Annotated in this window: 20 protein-coding genes; 11 read left to right on the top strand and 9 right to left on the bottom strand. The window is 68.1% G+C overall.

What is annotated here, in order from left to right:
* Positions 1-13: 13 nt before the first annotated feature.
* From BACI71_RS00745 to BACI71_RS00735, 3 genes are read right to left on the bottom strand one after another with little or no spacing between them, the layout of a single operon-like run.
* Positions 14-484 (bottom strand): RidA family protein, encoded by a 471-nt coding sequence (locus tag BACI71_RS00745; protein WP_159753707.1) that lies wholly within the window; start codon positions 482-484, stop codon positions 14-16.
* Positions 485-516: 32 nt separating this feature from the next.
* Positions 517-1146 (bottom strand): HAD family hydrolase, encoded by a 630-nt coding sequence (locus BACI71_RS00740; protein WP_159753704.1) that lies wholly within the window; start codon positions 1144-1146, stop codon positions 517-519.
* A complete protein-coding gene (locus BACI71_RS00735) occupies positions 1143-1421 on the bottom strand; it encodes a DUF3572 domain-containing protein (RefSeq protein ID WP_159753701.1) in 279 nt (92 codons plus the stop codon). The genes BACI71_RS00740 and BACI71_RS00735 overlap by 4 nt, the downstream gene beginning before the upstream one ends.
* Positions 1422-1455: 34 nt before the next feature.
* Between BACI71_RS00735 and BACI71_RS00730 the strand changes: the two genes are divergently transcribed.
* Positions 1456-1818: a response regulator gene (locus tag BACI71_RS00730; RefSeq protein ID WP_159753698.1), complete on the top strand. Its 363-nt coding sequence runs from the start codon at positions 1456-1458 to the stop codon at positions 1816-1818.
* A 313-nt stretch (positions 1819-2131) separates the two neighbouring features.
* Here BACI71_RS00730 and rpmG read toward each other — a convergent pair whose 3' ends face one another.
* Positions 2132-2299: a 50S ribosomal protein L33 gene (gene rpmG, locus BACI71_RS00725; RefSeq protein ID WP_007407030.1), complete on the bottom strand. Its 168-nt coding sequence runs from the start codon at positions 2297-2299 to the stop codon at positions 2132-2134.
* Between the two features lie 163 nt (positions 2300-2462).
* Here rpmG and BACI71_RS00720 point away from each other — a divergent pair, with 163 nt between their 5' ends.
* From BACI71_RS00720 to BACI71_RS00705, 4 genes are all read left to right on the top strand, one after another.
* Positions 2463-2738 carry a hypothetical protein gene (locus tag BACI71_RS00720; RefSeq protein WP_159753695.1) on the top strand — a complete coding sequence of 92 codons (276 nt, stop codon included), beginning with the start codon at positions 2463-2465 and terminating at the stop codon, positions 2736-2738.
* Between the two features lie 76 nt (positions 2739-2814).
* A complete protein-coding gene (locus BACI71_RS00715) occupies positions 2815-3312 on the top strand; it encodes a Dps family protein (protein ID WP_159753692.1) in 498 nt (165 codons plus the stop codon).
* 31 nt (positions 3313-3343) lie between these two features.
* On the top strand, positions 3344-3526 hold the full coding sequence (locus BACI71_RS00710) for a DUF1328 family protein (RefSeq protein ID WP_159753689.1): 183 nt from the start codon (positions 3344-3346) through the stop codon (positions 3524-3526).
* Positions 3527-3611: 85 nt separating this feature from the next.
* A complete protein-coding gene (locus BACI71_RS00705; RefSeq protein WP_236552751.1) occupies positions 3612-5768 on the top strand; it encodes a M3 family metallopeptidase in 2157 nt (718 codons plus the stop codon).
* A 101-nt stretch (positions 5769-5869) separates the two neighbouring features.
* Here BACI71_RS00705 and BACI71_RS00700 read toward each other — a convergent pair whose 3' ends face one another.
* Together BACI71_RS00700 and BACI71_RS00695 are read right to left on the bottom strand one after the other, a co-directional pair.
* The gene (locus tag BACI71_RS00700) at positions 5870-6148 is read right to left on the bottom strand and encodes a GNAT family N-acetyltransferase (RefSeq protein ID WP_159753686.1); all 279 of its coding nucleotides are present in this window, start codon (positions 6146-6148) and stop codon (positions 5870-5872) included.
* Entirely contained in the window at positions 6145-6357 is a 213-nt protein-coding gene (locus tag BACI71_RS00695) for a hypothetical protein (RefSeq protein WP_159753683.1), read from the bottom strand. Before BACI71_RS00695 ends, BACI71_RS00700 begins: the two co-directional genes overlap by 4 nt.
* A gap of 64 nt (positions 6358-6421) precedes the next feature.
* Between BACI71_RS00695 and recQ the strand changes: the two genes are divergently transcribed.
* Genes recQ through BACI71_RS00680 form a run of 3 tightly spaced genes read left to right on the top strand, consistent with a single transcriptional unit; the run spans position 6422 to position 9056 of the window.
* A complete protein-coding gene (gene recQ / locus BACI71_RS00690; protein ID WP_159753680.1) occupies positions 6422-8191 on the top strand; it encodes a DNA helicase RecQ in 1770 nt (589 codons plus the stop codon).
* 44 nt (positions 8192-8235) lie between these two features.
* Positions 8236-8664, top strand: coding sequence for a TIGR01244 family sulfur transferase (locus BACI71_RS00685; protein WP_159753677.1), 429 nt, complete (start codon positions 8236-8238; stop codon positions 8662-8664).
* Between the two features lie 5 nt (positions 8665-8669).
* Positions 8670-9056 carry a hypothetical protein gene (locus BACI71_RS00680; RefSeq protein WP_159753674.1) on the top strand — a complete coding sequence of 129 codons (387 nt, stop codon included), beginning with the start codon at positions 8670-8672 and terminating at the stop codon, positions 9054-9056.
* Between the two features lie 112 nt (positions 9057-9168).
* On the opposite strand, the gene BACI71_RS00675 is transcribed toward BACI71_RS00680, so the two are convergent.
* The 3 genes from BACI71_RS00675 to BACI71_RS00665 are packed head-to-tail and all read right to left on the bottom strand — an operon-like array spanning position 9169 to position 11433.
* Complete coding sequence (locus BACI71_RS00675) at positions 9169-10056, bottom strand: LOG family protein (RefSeq protein ID WP_159753671.1); 888 nt, start codon at positions 10054-10056, stop codon at positions 9169-9171.
* A gap of 38 nt (positions 10057-10094) precedes the next feature.
* Positions 10095-10754 (bottom strand): extensin family protein, encoded by a 660-nt coding sequence (locus BACI71_RS00670; protein WP_159753668.1) that lies wholly within the window; start codon positions 10752-10754, stop codon positions 10095-10097.
* A complete protein-coding gene (locus tag BACI71_RS00665; protein WP_159753665.1) occupies positions 10738-11433 on the bottom strand; it encodes a DUF4328 domain-containing protein in 696 nt (231 codons plus the stop codon). The genes BACI71_RS00670 and BACI71_RS00665 overlap by 17 nt, the downstream gene beginning before the upstream one ends.
* A gap of 135 nt (positions 11434-11568) precedes the next feature.
* On the opposite strand from BACI71_RS00665, the gene BACI71_RS00660 reads away from it, so the two are divergent.
* The 3 genes from BACI71_RS00660 to BACI71_RS00650 all read left to right on the top strand — a co-directional run bounded on the left by BACI71_RS00660 (position 11569) and on the right by BACI71_RS00650 (position 15569).
* Positions 11569-12723: a phosphoserine transaminase gene (locus tag BACI71_RS00660; protein WP_159753662.1), complete on the top strand. Its 1155-nt coding sequence runs from the start codon at positions 11569-11571 to the stop codon at positions 12721-12723.
* Between the two features lie 127 nt (positions 12724-12850).
* Positions 12851-14428: a phosphoglycerate dehydrogenase gene (gene serA / locus BACI71_RS00655; protein ID WP_159753659.1), complete on the top strand. Its 1578-nt coding sequence runs from the start codon at positions 12851-12853 to the stop codon at positions 14426-14428.
* A 40-nt stretch (positions 14429-14468) separates the two neighbouring features.
* Positions 14469-15569: an ATP phosphoribosyltransferase regulatory subunit gene (locus BACI71_RS00650; protein WP_159753656.1), complete on the top strand. Its 1101-nt coding sequence runs from the start codon at positions 14469-14471 to the stop codon at positions 15567-15569.
* Positions 15570-15700 lie beyond the last annotated feature (131 nt).

Raw genomic sequence — 15700 nt, 5'->3', positions numbered from 1 at the left:
GCGGACGCCGCGATCAAAGGGCGGAGGCGACTTCCACGATCGCGTCGATCTCGACCGCGGCGCCGAGCGGCAGCGCCGCGACGCCGACTGCCGAGCGTGCGTGCTTGCCCGCGTCGCCGAACAGCTTGGCCATCAGTTCCGACGCGCCGTTCGCGACCTTCGGCTGGTCGGTGAAGTCGGCGGTCGAGTTGACGAACACGCCCAGCTTCACGATGCGGGTCACGCGGCTGAGGTTGCCGCAATGCGCCTTGATCTGCGCGACGAGCATCAGCGCGCAGCGCTGCGCCGCGTCCTGCCCGTCCTCCAGCGACACGCCGTCGCCGAGCCGTCCGGTCACCACCACGCCGTCCATGAACGGCAACTGGCCCGAGATGTAGAGCAACCCGCCCGCCTCGACGACGGGGACATAGGCGGCGACGGGAGCGGCCGCCTGCGGCAGCGTGAGGCCCAGCTCTTCGAGAGCGCGATCGATGCGGTCGGTCATGCGCGCTGCTTGCCGCCTGCGCCCCGCCGCGGTCAAGCCTCCGCCGGTACGCCTTCGTCGAAGCGCGCCGCGATCCAGTCCTGCGCGGTCGCCCAGTCGTCGATACGCGCGTGGGCATGCGGCGAGGGCGGGACCCCGGGGGCGAGCTGCGGCTCCGACACCATGTGCAGCCGCCACACGCCGGGCGCGTGTTCCGCGACCGATTCGTGATGATGCGGCAGGTCGTCGACGAACACCGTGACCGGGTCGCCATATTCGGCGACCAGCCGCGCGACCGGTGCGCCCTTGCCGCCCTGATTGCATTCGACGCGATGCGCGATGCCGTGCCCGGCGAGCTGCTCGATGCGGTGCGTGCGGCAATGATCCTCGAGATTGGTGAGGATCACGATGTCGGCACGCTCCGCGAGCATCGCCAGCGCCTCGCTGGCGCCGGGCACCAGCGTCTGGCGGTGCATTTCGTCGGGGAAGAAGCCGCCGAGATAGCCGAACATCTCCTCGCGCGTCATCGGTTCGTCGCTGCCGCGGCGCTTCATGCTCTTGGCGAGCTCCCACGTGCCGATCGTGAAATCGACCTCGTGCACATCGCCCAGCCAGTCGGCGAAATGCCGGACCATGTGCAGCAGCACCTCGTCGCAATCGGAGATCAGCAGCGGCCGGGTCATCGCGCCTGCTCCAGCGCGTGGCGCGCCGCGACGAGCGATTCGGGGCGGTGCCCCGTCGATTCGGCGCAGGCGATCAGGTCGGGCTCATGGGCTTCAAGAAACGTGAGCGCCGCGGCGAGCACGGATGGATCTGTAAGGCATTCCCGCAGGTTGTCGGGTGTAAGCCCCGTTGTGTCGAGAAATCGACCGGCGCGTAACGGATCGTTAAGGACAAAGGTCAAGGCATCGAGCGCGCGTGCCACGGCATCGTCCGGATTTGTGTCGTTGCGCACCATTATCTATCGTCGCCCTGTTGGGAGTGGTCGTCGCGTGGCAAAAAGGGTGCTCGTTGTCGAGGACAACGAACTCAATCTGAAGCTGTTCAGCGACCTGTTGCGGGCGCATGGCTTCGTCGTGGAGCCGGTGCGCGACGGGCGCGAGGCGGTGGAGCGCGCGCGCGCCTTTGCGCCCGATCTGGTCGTCATGGACATCCAGATGCCGCATGTCACCGGGTACGAGCTGCTGTTGCAGCTGAAGGCCGATGCGGCGCTGCGCCACATTCCGGTGATGGCGGTGACCGCTTATGCCGGGCGCGAGGATGAGGAACGGCTGCGCGCTGCGGGCGCGGACGCTTATGTGTCGAAGCCGATCACGCTGGCGCGCTTCATGGCCGCCGTGACCGAGCTGACCTAGAGCCGACCGACATTCCGTTTTTTACGGTCGATCGGCCATTTGCTTGATCGGCAGCCCCCGGTTCGTCGCCCCGGACTTGATCCGGGGCTCCGCTTCTTCGGCAGCCGAAGTAAAAGCGGGATCCCGGATCAAGTCCGGGATGTCGGTAAAGGGGGGCTCGGTAGCTGTGGACCAGGCCTGACGCGCTACGCGGAAAAGCCGCCAGCGCGGGGCGCGGGCGGCTTCCGAGAAGCAAGCAAGAGGCGAATCGCGTACGGCCCGCGATCCCGGCCGACGCCGGGATGATCGGACGATCGCTACGCGATTCGTTCGATCACTTGATCTTGGCTTCCTTGAACTCGACGTGCTTGCGCACGACGGGATCGTACTTGTTGAAGCTGAGCTTCTCGGTCTTGGTGCGCGGGTTCTTCTTGGTGACGTAGAAGAAGCCGGTGTCGGCCGAGCTGACGAGCTTGATCTTGACGGTGGTCGGCTTTGCCATGACCAGTTCCTAGCGAATGAAAAACGAAAAATGCGGCGAAGGCTCCTCCGCCGCGTCAGGCTGGGGCGCTTGGCCCATGTGGCGCACGGAGTCAAGCATCGGCGCGGTTAAGCCCTCGGTAACGCGCGTGCCGCTACAAGGCGCGCAAGAGGAGATAGCCGTCATGAGCAACGACGATATCATCACCGCCCGTGCCGAACTGACCCGCCGAATCGCCGCGATCGAATGGCGCGCCGGGCCGACCCAACTCACGCCCGACATCGAGCGCATCCGCGAACTGGCACGCCACCATCATCTGCCCGCCGCAGTCGATGCCGCGAATCAGCTCCGGCTCGCGCTGGCGCGTGGCGAGCGCGGCGTTCCGGTGCATCGCCTGCTGCAATTGCTGGGGCAGGCGGTCGTCACCGACCGCGCGGAGGCGCCGCGCCGCGCCGCCTGAGCGCAGGCGCACGGCAGGGAGCAAAAGCCTGCATCGATCGTTTCGCCTCCGACACCTGATCCGTACGGAGCGAATCGTGACCGACACCAACCCTGCTCTCGACACGCCGACCGATCTGGCGCGTAACGACACGCGTACCGTCGCCGACGCGCTCAACGCGGCACTGGCAGACAGCTATGCGCTGTATCTGAAGACCAAGAACTTTCACTGGCACGTCAGCGGGCCGCACTTCCGCGACTATCACCTGTTGCTCGACGATCAGGCCGCGCAAATCCTGGGTGTGACCGACGCGATCGCCGAGCGCGTCCGCAAGACCGGCGGCACCACCCTGCGTTCGATCGGCGACATCTCACGCCGGCAGTCGATCAAGGACAATGACCGCGACTTCGTCCCCGCGGGCGAGATGCTCGCCGAACTGCGCGACGACAACCTGACGCTGGTCGAGCGCTTCCGCGACGTGAAGCAGGCGTCGGAGGATGCCGGCGACAACGCCACCAGCGGGATCGTCGACGACTGGACTGATCAGGCCGAGGAGCGCGCCTGGTTCCTGTTCGAAGCCAGCCGCAAGGGCTGACACCCGTCCACGATCGAAGCGGAGACCAGTCATGCTGAAACTTGCCGTCATTTTCCTCATCGCCGGGCTGGTGCTCGGCGCCCTCGGCTTCGGCGGGATCGGCGGCGCGTTCGTCGGCATCGCCAAGATCCTGTTCTTCATCGCGCTCGCGCTGTTCCTGATCTTCCTCGTGCTCGGAGTCGTCGCTGGCAAGAAGGTGAAGGACTCGGTCTGATAGTCCGGGAAAAAGGGCAGCCACCTTGCCCCAACCTGCGTGCGGGTGCATCACCGCGCGCAGGTTACGTTCCCGAGGAGTTCCGATGCGTCTGTCTTTCGCTGCCGTCCTGTTGACGGCGATGACGACCGCTGCCGCCGTGCCGTTCGCCGCCGCCGCGCAAACCGCCGCGCCGCTGCCCGCGAGCAATCCCTTCGCCAAACCGAGCACGCTGCCGTTCGAGGCGCCGCCGTTCGACCGCATCAAGGACGCCGATTATCAGCCGGCGCTCGAGGCCGGGATGGCCGCGCAGCTGGCCGAGGTGAACAACATCGTCCGCGTCCGCTCGATGCCGACGTTCGACAACACGATTGCCGCGCTTGAGCGGTCGGGCCGCCTGCTGGAGCGCGCCGCGCTCGCCTTTTATGGCGTCAACGGCGCGAACACCAATGACGTGCTCCAGAAGACGCAGGAAGTGCTCGCGCCCAAGTTCGCCGCGCATCAGGATGCGATCCAGCTCAACCCGCAGCTCTTCGCGCGTGTCCGCACGCTGTACGACGCGCGCCAGACGCTGAAGCTGGCGCCCGAGCAGTTGCAGGTGCTGACGCTTACCTATGAGAACATGGTCCGCGCCGGTGCCAAGCTGTCGCCCGCGGACAAGACCAAGCTGAGCGCGCTCAACGCGCAGCTCTCGACGTTGGAGACGGCGTTCCAGCAGAAGCTGCTCGCCGCCGCCAAGGCCGGCGCGCTGGTCGTCGACGATCGCGCCAAGCTGGCCGGGCTCTCGGAGGCGGAGATCGCCGCCGCCGCCGATGCCGCCAAGGAGCGCGGGCTGACGGGCAAATATGTCCTGACACTCCAGAACACGACACAGCAGCCGGCGCTCGCCGCGCTCACCGACCGCTCGACGCGCGAGGCGCTGTTCAACGCCAGCTGGACGCGCGCCGAAAAGGGCGACGCCAACGACACGCGCGCGACGATCGGCCAACTCGCCGAGCTGCGCGCGCAGAAGGCGAAGCTGCTCGGCTTCGCGACCTGGGCCGATTATGTGCTGTCCGACCAGATGGCGAAGAACCCGACCACCGCGCTCGGCTTCATGCAGCAGCTCGGCAAGCCGGTCGGCGCCGAGCAGCGCCGCGAGGCCGCCGAATTGCAGCAGCAGATCAAGGCCGAAGGCGGCAATTTCCAGCTCAAGCCGTGGGACTGGGATCTGTATTCGGAGAAGCTGCGCAAGGCGAAGTACGATCTGAACCAGGACGAGCTGAAGCCGTATTTCGAGATCAACAAGGTGCTGACCGACGGCGTGTTCTACGCCGCCAACCAGCTGTACGGCATCACCTTCAAGCGCCGCACCGACCTGCCCGTCTATCAGCCCGACGTGATGGTCTATGAGGTGTCGGAGGAGAACGGCACGCCGATCGGGCTGATGTATTTCGACTATTGGAAGCGCGACAACAAGAACGGTGGCGCGTGGATGTCGAACTTCGTCAACCAGTCGAAGCTGCTCGGCACCAAGCCGGTGATCTATAACGTCGGCAACTTCACCAAGCCGGCGGCGGGCCAGCCCGCGCTGATCACCTTCGACGACGTGACGACGATGTTCCACGAGTTCGGCCACGCGCTGCACGGGCTGTTCGCGAACCAGACCTATCCGTCGGTTTCGGGCACCAACACCGCGCGTGATTTCGTGGAATTCCCGTCGCAGTTCAACGAACATTGGGCGCTCGATCCCAAGGTGTTGCCGCATTACGCGGTCAACCGGCAGGGTCAGGTGATCCCGCCCGAACTCGTCGCCAAGATCAAGCGTGCCGCGACCTTCAACACCGGGAGCAGCTTCGGTCAGGCGCTGGCGGCGGCCGAACTCGACATGAGCTGGCATTCGCTGTCCGCGACCGCCGGGCGGCAGGACGTCAATGTGTTCGAGCCGAAAGCGCTCGCCGCGACCGGGCTCGACACCGACGACGTGCCGCCGCGTTATCGTTCAAGCTATTTCCTGCACATCTGGGGGAACGGCTATTCGGCCGGCTATTACGCGTATCAGTGGACCAAGATGCTCGATGCGAACGCTTATGCGTGGTTCGAGAATCACGGCGGGCTGACGCGCGCCAACGGTCAGCGCTTCCGCGACATGATCCTGTCGAAAGGCCACACCGAGGATTACGCGCCGATGTTCCGCGCCTTCAACGGCAAGGACCCGGAAGTCGGGCCGCTGCTCCACGATCTGGGGCTGAACGCCGACGGCAGCCGCGTGGCGGCGGAGTAACACCTCTGTGTCCGTCGCCCCGGACTTGATCCGGGGCCCCGCTTCTTTCTGGTGAGCGAGGAAGAAGCGGGATTCCGGATCAAGTCCGGGATGACGGCGGGTCAGGCCAGCAAATCCCGCATCTCGGGATGTTTCTCGATATAAGCCCGCACGAACGGGCATTGCGGGACCACCTTCCACCCGCGGTCGCGCACGATATCGAGCGCACCGCGGATCAGCTTCGTTCCGACGCCGCGCCCCTCGATCTCGGGCGGCACGACGGTGTGCGTGAAGACGATCGTGTTGCCTTCCAGCTGGTAGGCGGCCACCGCGCGGCGGTCGCCGACCGCCAGCGTGAACTCCTGCTCGGAGCGATGGTCGACGACGCGCTCGACGGTCATCGCGCCGCCGCCGGCGCTTCGGGCGGCGCGTCCACGCCCTTGGCGACCGGGGCGATCGGGCGCGGCTTGTCGGCCTGACCGGCAGCCTCCGGCGCCTGACGTTCGCACGCCGAGAGCGCGGTCGCTGCCGCGAAAGTGAACAGGGCAAGATTGGGGCGCACGCGCATCGCGGTCTTTCGCAGGTCTGTGACCCGCGCACTACGCGCCACCGTCGCCCGCCGTTCCCGCCGCGGTTGCGGAAGCGGAGCCGCGCGCCTAGGTGCGCCTGTGCACATGGCGCGCGATCCGCTTCCCGACCTTCACCGCATCTTCGGCTTTCCTGCGTTCCGCGGCGTGCAGGAGCAGGTGGTGACGCGCGTGCTGGCGGGCGAGCGGACGCTGGCGGTGATGCCGACCGGTGCGGGCAAGTCGCTGTGCTATCAATTACCCTCGGCGATGCTGGAGGGGACGTGCGTCATCGTCAGCCCGCTGATCGCGCTGATGCACGACCAGTTGCGCGCCGCGACCGCGGTGGGCTTGCGCGCCGCGACGCTGACCAGCGTGGACGAGAACAAGGCCGAGACGCGCGGGCGCTATCTCGATGGCGAACTGGACCTGCTGTACGTCGCGCCCGAGCGCGCCTCGACCGCCGACTTCCGCGACCTGCTGACGCGCGGCCGCCCGGCGCTCTTCGCGATCGACGAGGCGCATTGCGTCAGCGAATGGGGGCACGACTTCCGCCCCGATTACCGGCTGCTGCGCCCGCTGCTCGACACGTTTGCGGACGTGCCGCGGCTCGCGCTGACCGCGACCGCCGACGCGCATACCCGCGCCGACATCCTCGAACAGCTCGGCATCCCGCACGAGGGGATGATCGTCGCCGGGTTCGACCGCCCGAACATCCGCTATACGATCCGCCCCAAGGACAACAGCACGCGGCAGATCGCCGACGTGGTGCGCGACACGCCCGGCCCCGGGATCGTCTATGTCCAGACCCGCGCCGCGACCGAGAAGATGGCGGCGCAACTGACGCAGATCACCGGACGCCCGGTGCGCGCCTATCACGCCGGGCTTGATCCGGCGGTGCGCGCGCGGAACCAGGCCGATTTCGTCGCGTCCGAGGATATGGTGATGTGCGCGACGGTCGCGTTCGGGATGGGGATCGACAAGCCCGACGTCCGCTTCGTCGCGCATGCCGGGCTGCCCAAGTCGATCGAGGCCTATTATCAGGAAACCGGCCGCGCCGGGCGCGACGGTGATCCGGCGGTCGCGCATCTGTTCTGGGGCGCGGAGGATTTCGCGCGCGCCCGGCAGCGGATCGGCGAGGTCGAGGAACATCGCCAGCCCGGCGAGCGGCAGCGGCTGGCGGCGCTCGGCGCGCTGGTCGAGACCGCGGGGTGCCGCCGCGCGATCCTGCTGCGCCATTTCGGCGAGCATCCGCCCGAAACCTGCGGCAATTGCGACAATTGCCTGTCACCGCCCGCCGCGATCGACGCGACCGAGACGGCGCGCAAATATCTGTCGGCGGTGTTCCGCACCGGACAGATGTTCGGCGCGACCTATATCGAGGAAGTGCTCACCGGAAAGTCGAGCGAGCGCAGCCTGATGAACGGGCACGAGGCGCTGTCGGTGTGGAATATCGTCGACGGCACCGAGACGGCGATGCTCAAGCCGGTCGGGCGCGCGCTGCTGCTCAAGGATGCGTTGCGCACCAATCCGCACGGCGGGCTGGAGTTTGGCCCCGCGGCGCGCGCGCTGCTCAAGGGCGAGGCGACCCTGCCGCTGGTCGAGCCGCCGAAGCGCGAGCGGCGGCGGCGCGGTGCGGGCGCGTCGGACAATCCGGTCGACGATCCGCTGTTCGAGGCGCTGCGCGCCACCCGCCGGGAACTGGCGAAGGAGGCCGGCGTGCCGCCGTACGTGATCTTCCACGATTCGGCGTTGCGCGAGATGGTGGCGCTGCGCCCGACCTCGCTTGCCGCGCTGGGGCGGATCGCGGGGATCGGACAGCGCAAGCTCGACGCCTATGGGCAAGCATTTCTCGATGCGATCCGCGCCCATGGATGATGTTTCCGGCTGACGACCGGCGCGTGTTTCGCTACGGAAGCGCGATGCTTCGTCCTCTCGATCCGACGATCGCGGTCGCCCCGCAGATCAGCCCCGATGATGTCCCCGCGCTCGCCGCCGCCGGCTATGTCGCGATCGTCAACAACCGTCCCGACGATGAAGAGCCCGGCCAGCCCGCGGGCGACGCGATCCGTATCGCGGCGGAGGCGGCGGGGCTCGCCTATACCGCGATCCCGATCACCCACGCCGGCTTCTCCCGGCCGCAGGTCGATGCGATGCGCGCAGCGCTGGCGGCGGCGAACGGGCCGGTGCTGGCCTATTGCCGCTCGGGCACGCGCTCGTGCAATCTCTGGGCGCTCGCGCGCGCCGCGCAGGGCGACGATGCCGACGCGCTTACGGCCAAGGCAGCGGAGGCCGGCTACGACCTGCGCGGGTTGCGCCCCGCGCTGGACGCGGTGGCGCACGCGGGCTGACCTCGGTGCGATTGGGGCGGCTGCTCGGCTTTGGTCGGGAAGAGCGGCTGATTCACACTGTCGACGAGGCCATCGAAGCGGTGGCGGAGGCGCTGCCCGGCTTTGTAGCCTTCGATGCCGCGATCGGTGACGACGGTCGCGCCGCGCTGACGATCGACGGGAAAGGACAGCTCGCGCTGGTCGTCGCGCGCGGGTCGCGGGTGCGCGCGCGACGCGTACAATGGCCGATGCTACGATTGATCGACGGCGGCGTGCTGATCGAGACACGCGACCGCCGCCTCGGCGCGGTGGTGCTCAACCGTTTGACCGCAGTGGACATGCGCCGCCTGGGCATGCCGCCGTTGCCGAAGCGCGAGCCCGCCGAGCTTGTGTACGAGCCGGCGGCGGCGTAGGCGGCGCGCCCTCCCGGCGTCCGTCGCCCCGGACGTGATCCGGGGCCCGCTTCTTCTTCGCCAGGTTGGTGAGAAGCGGGATCCCGGATCAAGTCCGGGATGACGAAGGGGCTTACTTTCCCGCCGCCTCGCGCGCCGCCTGCCGGTCGCGATAGAATTGCTGCACCACCGCCCAGCCTTCCGCGGCACTCTCGACATAGCGGAAGATGCCGAGGTCGCGTTCCGACACCACGCCTTCCTCGACCAGCGCCTCGAAATTGATGACGCGTTGCCAGAATTCGCGCCCGAACAGCAGCACCGGGATCGGCTCGACCTTGCCGGTCTGGATCAGCGTCAGCAGCTCGAACAATTCGTCGAATGTCCCGAACCCGCCCGGGAACGCCGCCAGCGCGCGCGCGTGGAGCAGGAAGTGCATCTTGCGCAGCGCGAAATAGTGGAATTGCGTCGACAGCGCCGGGGTGACGTACGGGTTGGGCGCCTGTTCGTGCGGCAGCACGATGTTCAGCCCGATCGATTCGGCGTGAACGTCCGCCGCGCCGCGATTGGCGGCCTCCATGATCGACGGGCCGCCGCCCGAACAGACCACGAAATGCCGCTTCCCCGCCTCGTCGCGCGGGAAGTTCGAGCAGAGCTGCGCCAGTTCGCGCGCCATGTCGTAATATTTGCTCTTGTCGACCAGCCGCTGCGCGATCTTGCGGCTCTTCTCGTCGGTGGCGAGATCGAGCAGCGCCTGCGCCTTGGCGGGCTCGGGAATCCGCGCCGAGCCGTAGAAGACGAACGTCGAGTCGATATGCGCTTCCTCGAAGATCAGCTGCGTCTTGAGCAGTTCGAGCTGGAAGCGGACCGGGCGGAGATCCTCGCGCAGCAGGAAGTCCATATCCTGAAAGGCAAGGCGGTAGGCCGGGCTCTCGGTCTGCGGGGTGGAGACGTTGGTCTTGGCGACCTCGGCATCCTGCTTGGCACGTGGGAAGACGCGGCTCGGTACTCGGGTATCACTCATTCATCGTGAGATAGAGCGCCGCTGTGACACCCGCAAGATTAGCGGCAGAAGCGCGCGTCGTCGTCCTCCAGATGCAGGTGGTCGCGATGCACCGCATTGTAATCGGGCGACAGCACCGTCCCGAACCGCCGGCACGCCGAGGCGTGGACGACCTTGAGGAAGTCGCGCACCGCCGGATCGGACGAGTTCCAGTCACGCAGGATCGAGATGCGCCGGCCGTCCTTCAACTCGAACGCGCCGATGTCGATCGCATTGGCGGTCGCGTGGCCGGAGCGGCGCGCCGGGCCGCTGGTGCCGACGGTGTTGCGGCAGGCGTAGCTGCCCATGCTGACGACGCGCGACAGTTCCGAGCCGAGGATCTGATACGCCGCGGGCGCCACGCCGTTGCGTGCCCAGGCGGCATAGGCGCGCGCCTCGCCGCAGCGCACCGCGCCGAGATTGGCGGTCGGCACGCCGATGTCGAGCAGCTTGACCGTCCCCACCAGCGCGCAGCCGCCGCCATTGTCCTTGTCGGGCAACGGCTGGAAATCGACGCCGAGCGCGCGCAGGTCGGCGAAACATTGCCGGGTCTCGCGCGCCGACGGCAGGTCGACCCGCGCACGCTGGGTCGGGGCTGCCGGACGTTCGGCGCGCCCGCAGCCGACGAGCAGCAGCGCGGGCAGCAGCGCGCGGGACGGACGGTTACGCCATGACCTCATCGTCCTGATGTAGCGGCGCTTCGCCCCGGGCTAAAGCCGCGCGTTGCCACTGCGACAGGCGGAGGATGATGACGGTCAGCACGATCGTGAGCGGCAGGTCGATCAGCACCTTGGCGAACAGGACGTAATCGGCGCCGATCATGTCGCCGGGCACCTTGCCGCTGTCGTGGAGAGTCGACGCGACCTTGCCCACCGCGGCGTTGGCCAGCCACAATCCCCACCACCAGCGGAGCAGGGCCGGAACGCCGACCATCTCGTACGCGTCCGGGCTGGCCGAGATCCGCCACGTCGCGCTGAACACGCTGAACGGGCGGATCAGCCCCGCGACGGGAACGAAGAACCACGCCACTGACCAGAAGGGGGAGGTGCGCGGTCCCCACACGATCCGATCGCTCAGCGCATGGGCGTTGCGGTTCGTCATGTAGACCCAGCGCAACACCGCCGCCGCAGCGATCGCCAGACCGATGATGCTCAGCGCCGACAAAGCCGCGGTGGCATTGTCGGACCGGACCAGGGCGTCATGGCTCGCGATCACTCCGCCGAAACCGCCCAGCACGCCGATTTCGCCAAGCCGGCCAAGCCCTTCGGCCGCCGCCGCGGCAAACCACAGCCAGATCGCGGCGATCGCGATCTTCCCGGTGCGGGTCGGGTCCCGCCGCAAGGCGTCGTCGTTCGTCATGTCACCCCCGCTCACTCATGCCTTGATCCATTTTAGACGATCGCGCGGCTTGCCAGCGGGGCTGCGCGTCTGTAGCGCGATCGACGGGCCACGCGGTCCCAACGCCGCGCGTGCTCTCTGTAAGGAGAGACAGACATGACTGATTCGACTGCCGCCGACGCCATTCTTGCGCCGACGAAGCCCGCCACCAAACCGGCGCGTCCGCATTTCTCGTCCGGCCCGTGCGCCAAGCCCCCCGGCTACGATCCCGCCAGGCTCGCGACCGATGTTCTCGGGCGTTCGCACCGCTCGAAGCTCGGCAAGCAGCGCCTGCAATATTGCATCGACCTGATGCGCGAATTGCTGAACCTGCCCGACACGCACCGCATCGGCATCGCCCCCGGTTCGGACACCGGCGCGTTCGAGATGGCGATGTGGACGATGCTCGGCGCACGCCCCGTCACCGCGCTGGCATGGGAAAGCTTCGGCGAAGGCTGGGTGACCGACGCGGTCAAGCAGCTGAAGATCGATCCGACCGTCATCCGCGCCGATTATGGCCAACTCCCCGACCTGCAGCAGATCGACTGGTCGAACGACGTGCTGTTCACCTGGAACGGCACCACCAGCGGCGTGCGCGTGCCGAACGGCGACTGGATCCCCGACGATCGCGCCGGGCTGAGCTTCGCCGACGCGACCAGCGGCGTGTTCGCCTACGACCTGCCGTGGGACAAGATCGACGTCGCGACGTTCAGCTGGCAGAAGGTGCTGGGCGGCGAGGGCGGGCACGGCGTGCTGATCCTCGGGCCGCGCGCGGTCGAGCGGCTGGAAAGCTACACGCCGGCGTGGCCGTTGCCGAAGGTGTTCCGCCTCGTTTCCAAGGGCAAGCTCACCGAGGGCGTGTTCAAGGGTGAGACGATCAACACCCCGTCGATGCTCGCGGTCGAGGATGCGATCTGGGCGCTGGAATGGGCCAAAGGGCTCGGCGAGCGCGGGCTGATCGCGCGCTCCGACGCGAACGCCGCCGCGCTCGACAGGATCGTCGCCGAGCGCGACTGGCTCGGGCATCTCGCCGAAGACGAAGCCTCGCGCTCGAAGACCAGCGTGTGCCTGACAGTCGAGGGCGCCGACGCCGACTTCATCAAGAAGTTCGCCGCGCTGCTCGAAAAGGAAGACGCCGCTTATGACGTCGCGGGTTACCGCGATGCGCCGGCGGGGCTGCGCATCTGGTGCGGCGCCACGGTCGACACCGCCGATATCGAGGCGCTCGGACCGTGGCTCGACTGGGCCTACGCGACCGCCAAGGCGGCCTGATCCTTAACTTCGTCATTCCCGCGAAGGCGGGAATCCAGACACGCAGGTCGTCGTTAGAGCCGCAACGTCAGAGGTTCTGGATCCCCGCCTTCGCGGGGATGACGGCCGTTTCCGAAAGGGAATGAACATGCCCAAGGTACTGATTTCCGACAAGATGGACCCGCGCGCTGCCGAGATCTTCCGCGAGCGCGGAGTCGAGGTCGACGTGATCACCGGCAAGACCCCCGATGAGCTGAAGGCGATCATCGGCGACTATGACGGGCTCGCAATCCGCAGCTCGACCAAGGTCACCAGGGAGATCCTCGAACACGCCACCAACCTGAAGGTGGTCGGCCGCGCCGGGATCGGCGTCGACAATGTCGACATCCCCGCCGCCTCCGCCAAGGGCGTGGTCGTGATGAACACGCCGTTCGGCAATTCGATCACCACCGCCGAACACGCCATCGCGCTGATGTTCGCGCTCGCGCGCCAGCTGCCCGAGGCCGACGCCTCGACGCAGGCCGGCAAGTGGGAGAAGAACCGCTTCATGGGCGTCGAGGTCACCGGCAAGACGCTCGGCCTGATCGGCGCGGGCAATATCGGCTCGATCGTTGCCGACCGCGCGCTGGGGCTGAAGATGAAGGTCGTCGCTTTCGACCCGTTCCTCACCGAAGAACGCGCGATCGAGCTGGGCGTGACCAAGGTGACGCTCGACGAACTGCTGGCGCGTGCCGACTTCATCACGCTCCACACGCCGCTGACCGACCAGACCCGCAACATCCTGTCGGCGGAGAACCTGGCCAGGACGAAGAAGGGCGTGCGGATCGTCAATTGCGCACGCGGCGGGCTGATCGACGAGGCGGCGCTCAAGGAAGGGCTTGATTCGGGCCATATCGCGGGCGCGGCGCTCGACGTGTTCGTGCAGGAGCCGGCCAAGGAAAGCCCGCTGTTCGGCACCCCGAACTTCGTCTCGACCCCGCACCTCGGCGCGTCGACCACCGAGGCGCAGGTCAATGTCGCGATCCAGGTCGCCGAGCAGATGGCCGATTATCTGGTCTCGGGCGGCGTTACCAACGCGCTCAACGTCCCCAGCCTGTCTGCCGAGGAAGCGCCGAAGCTGCGCCCGTACATGGGCCTCGCCGAAAAGCTCGGCTCGCTGGTCGGGCAGCTGGCGACCGGTGCGATCGACCGCATCTCGATCCACCGCGAGGGCGCGGCGGCGGACCTCAATCCCAAGCCGCTGACCAGCGCGGTGCTGACCGGCTTCCTGCGCCAGCAGACCGACACGGTGAACATGGTCAACGCGCCCGTTCTGGCGCGCGACCGCGGCATGGAGGTGCGCGAGATCCGCACCGAGCGCGAGGGCGATTACCACACGCTGCTGCGCGTCGCGGTGCGCACCGCCGATGGCGAGCGCTCGGTGGCGGGGACGCTGTTCGGCGACAGCGCGCCGCGGCTGGTCGAGCTGTTCGGGATCAAGGTCGAGGCCGATCTGACCGGCGCGATGCTGTACGTCGTCAACGAGGACGCGCCGGGCTTCATCGGTCGCATCGGCACGCTGCTCGGTGAGGCGGGGGTCAACATCGGCACCTTCCACCTCGGTCGCCGGGAAGCGGGCGGCGAGGCGGTGCTGCTGCTGTCGGTCGACCAGCGGGTCGATGCGGAGCTGCTCGCACAGGTCAAGGCGCTGCCGGGCGTGAAGACCGCAATGGGGCTGTCGTTCTGAAACAGTTGCCAGCCCTCTGTCCGCGCGGCAGAGGGCTGGCATGACCGCGCTCCTGCCCGAAGGTCTTCGCGACCGCCTGCCGCCCTTCGCCGATGCCGCCGCCGCGATCGAGGCGCGGGTGCTCGCCGCAATCGGCGCGCACGGCTATGAGCGGGTCGATCCGCCGCTCGCCGAATTCGCCGACGGGCTCGGCACGCGGCTGAAGGCCGGCGCGCTGCACGATGCGGTGCGCTTCGTCGATCCGGTGTCGCAGCGGACGCTGGCGATCCGCCCCGACCTGACCGCGCAGATCGCGCGGATCGCGGCGACGCGGATGGGGCACCACCCGCGCCCGGTGCGGCTCAGCTATGCCGGCGCGGTGCTCAAGCTGCGCGCGAGCCAATTGTCGCCGGCGCGCGAGACGCGGCAGATCGGCGCGGAATTGTTCGGGCTCGACTCGCTCGCCGCCGCGCAGGAGGTGGTCACCGTCGCGATCGACGCGCTGGAGGCGGCCGGGGTGACGCGCGCCTCGATCGACTTCACGCTCCCCGACCTCGTCGACACGCTCGCCGCCGGGCCGCTACCGATCGCGCCCGACGTGCTCGACACGCTCCGCCAGCGGCTCGACGCGAAGGATGCTGGCGGCGTCGCGGCGGTCGCGCCCGACTATCTGCCGCTGATCGAGGCGGCCGGCCCCTTCGAGCAGGCGCTGGCACGGCTGCGCGCGTTCGATCGCACCGGCGTGCTCGCGACGCGGCTGGACGGGCTGGCGGCGATCGCGGCGGCGGTCGGCGACCGTGTAGCGATGACGCTAGACCCCACCGAGCGGCACGGCTTCGAATATCAGACGTGGCTCGGCTTCTCGCTGTTCGGCGGCGGCTCGGGGACCGAGATCGGGCGCGGCGGCACCTATGCGGTGGTCCATGAAGGCGGCGCGGAGGAAGCGGCGACCGGCTTCTCGCTCTACGCCGACCGGTTGCTCGGCGATCCGCCGGTGCATGACCGCCGCCGCCTGTTCCTCCCGATCGACACGCCTCCAGCGGAAGCAGCGCGGATGCGCGCGGCGGGCTGGGTCACGGTGGCGGCGCTCGCTGCGGGCGACACGCCCGAGGCGCAGGTCTGCACGCACTTCCTCGCCGATGGTGAGGCACGCGCGCTGTAGTCGACCTCAGGATGATCGGCGCAGGGGGGTTAGCCATCCTGTGCCTCGCCCTCGCGCTGATCCTCGCGGCGCCGGATGCTTGAGGCCGCGCGTGCGGGCGTTATCGATGACGCGCCCGGTTGACCCCGTCC

Source organism: Sphingomonas sp. 8AM (assembly GCF_902506455.1).
Classification (GTDB): Bacteria; Pseudomonadota; Alphaproteobacteria; order Sphingomonadales; family Sphingomonadaceae; genus Sphingomonas.
Note: the sequence above shows the minus strand (reverse complement) of the source record. Positions and strands in the feature narration are given on the sequence as shown.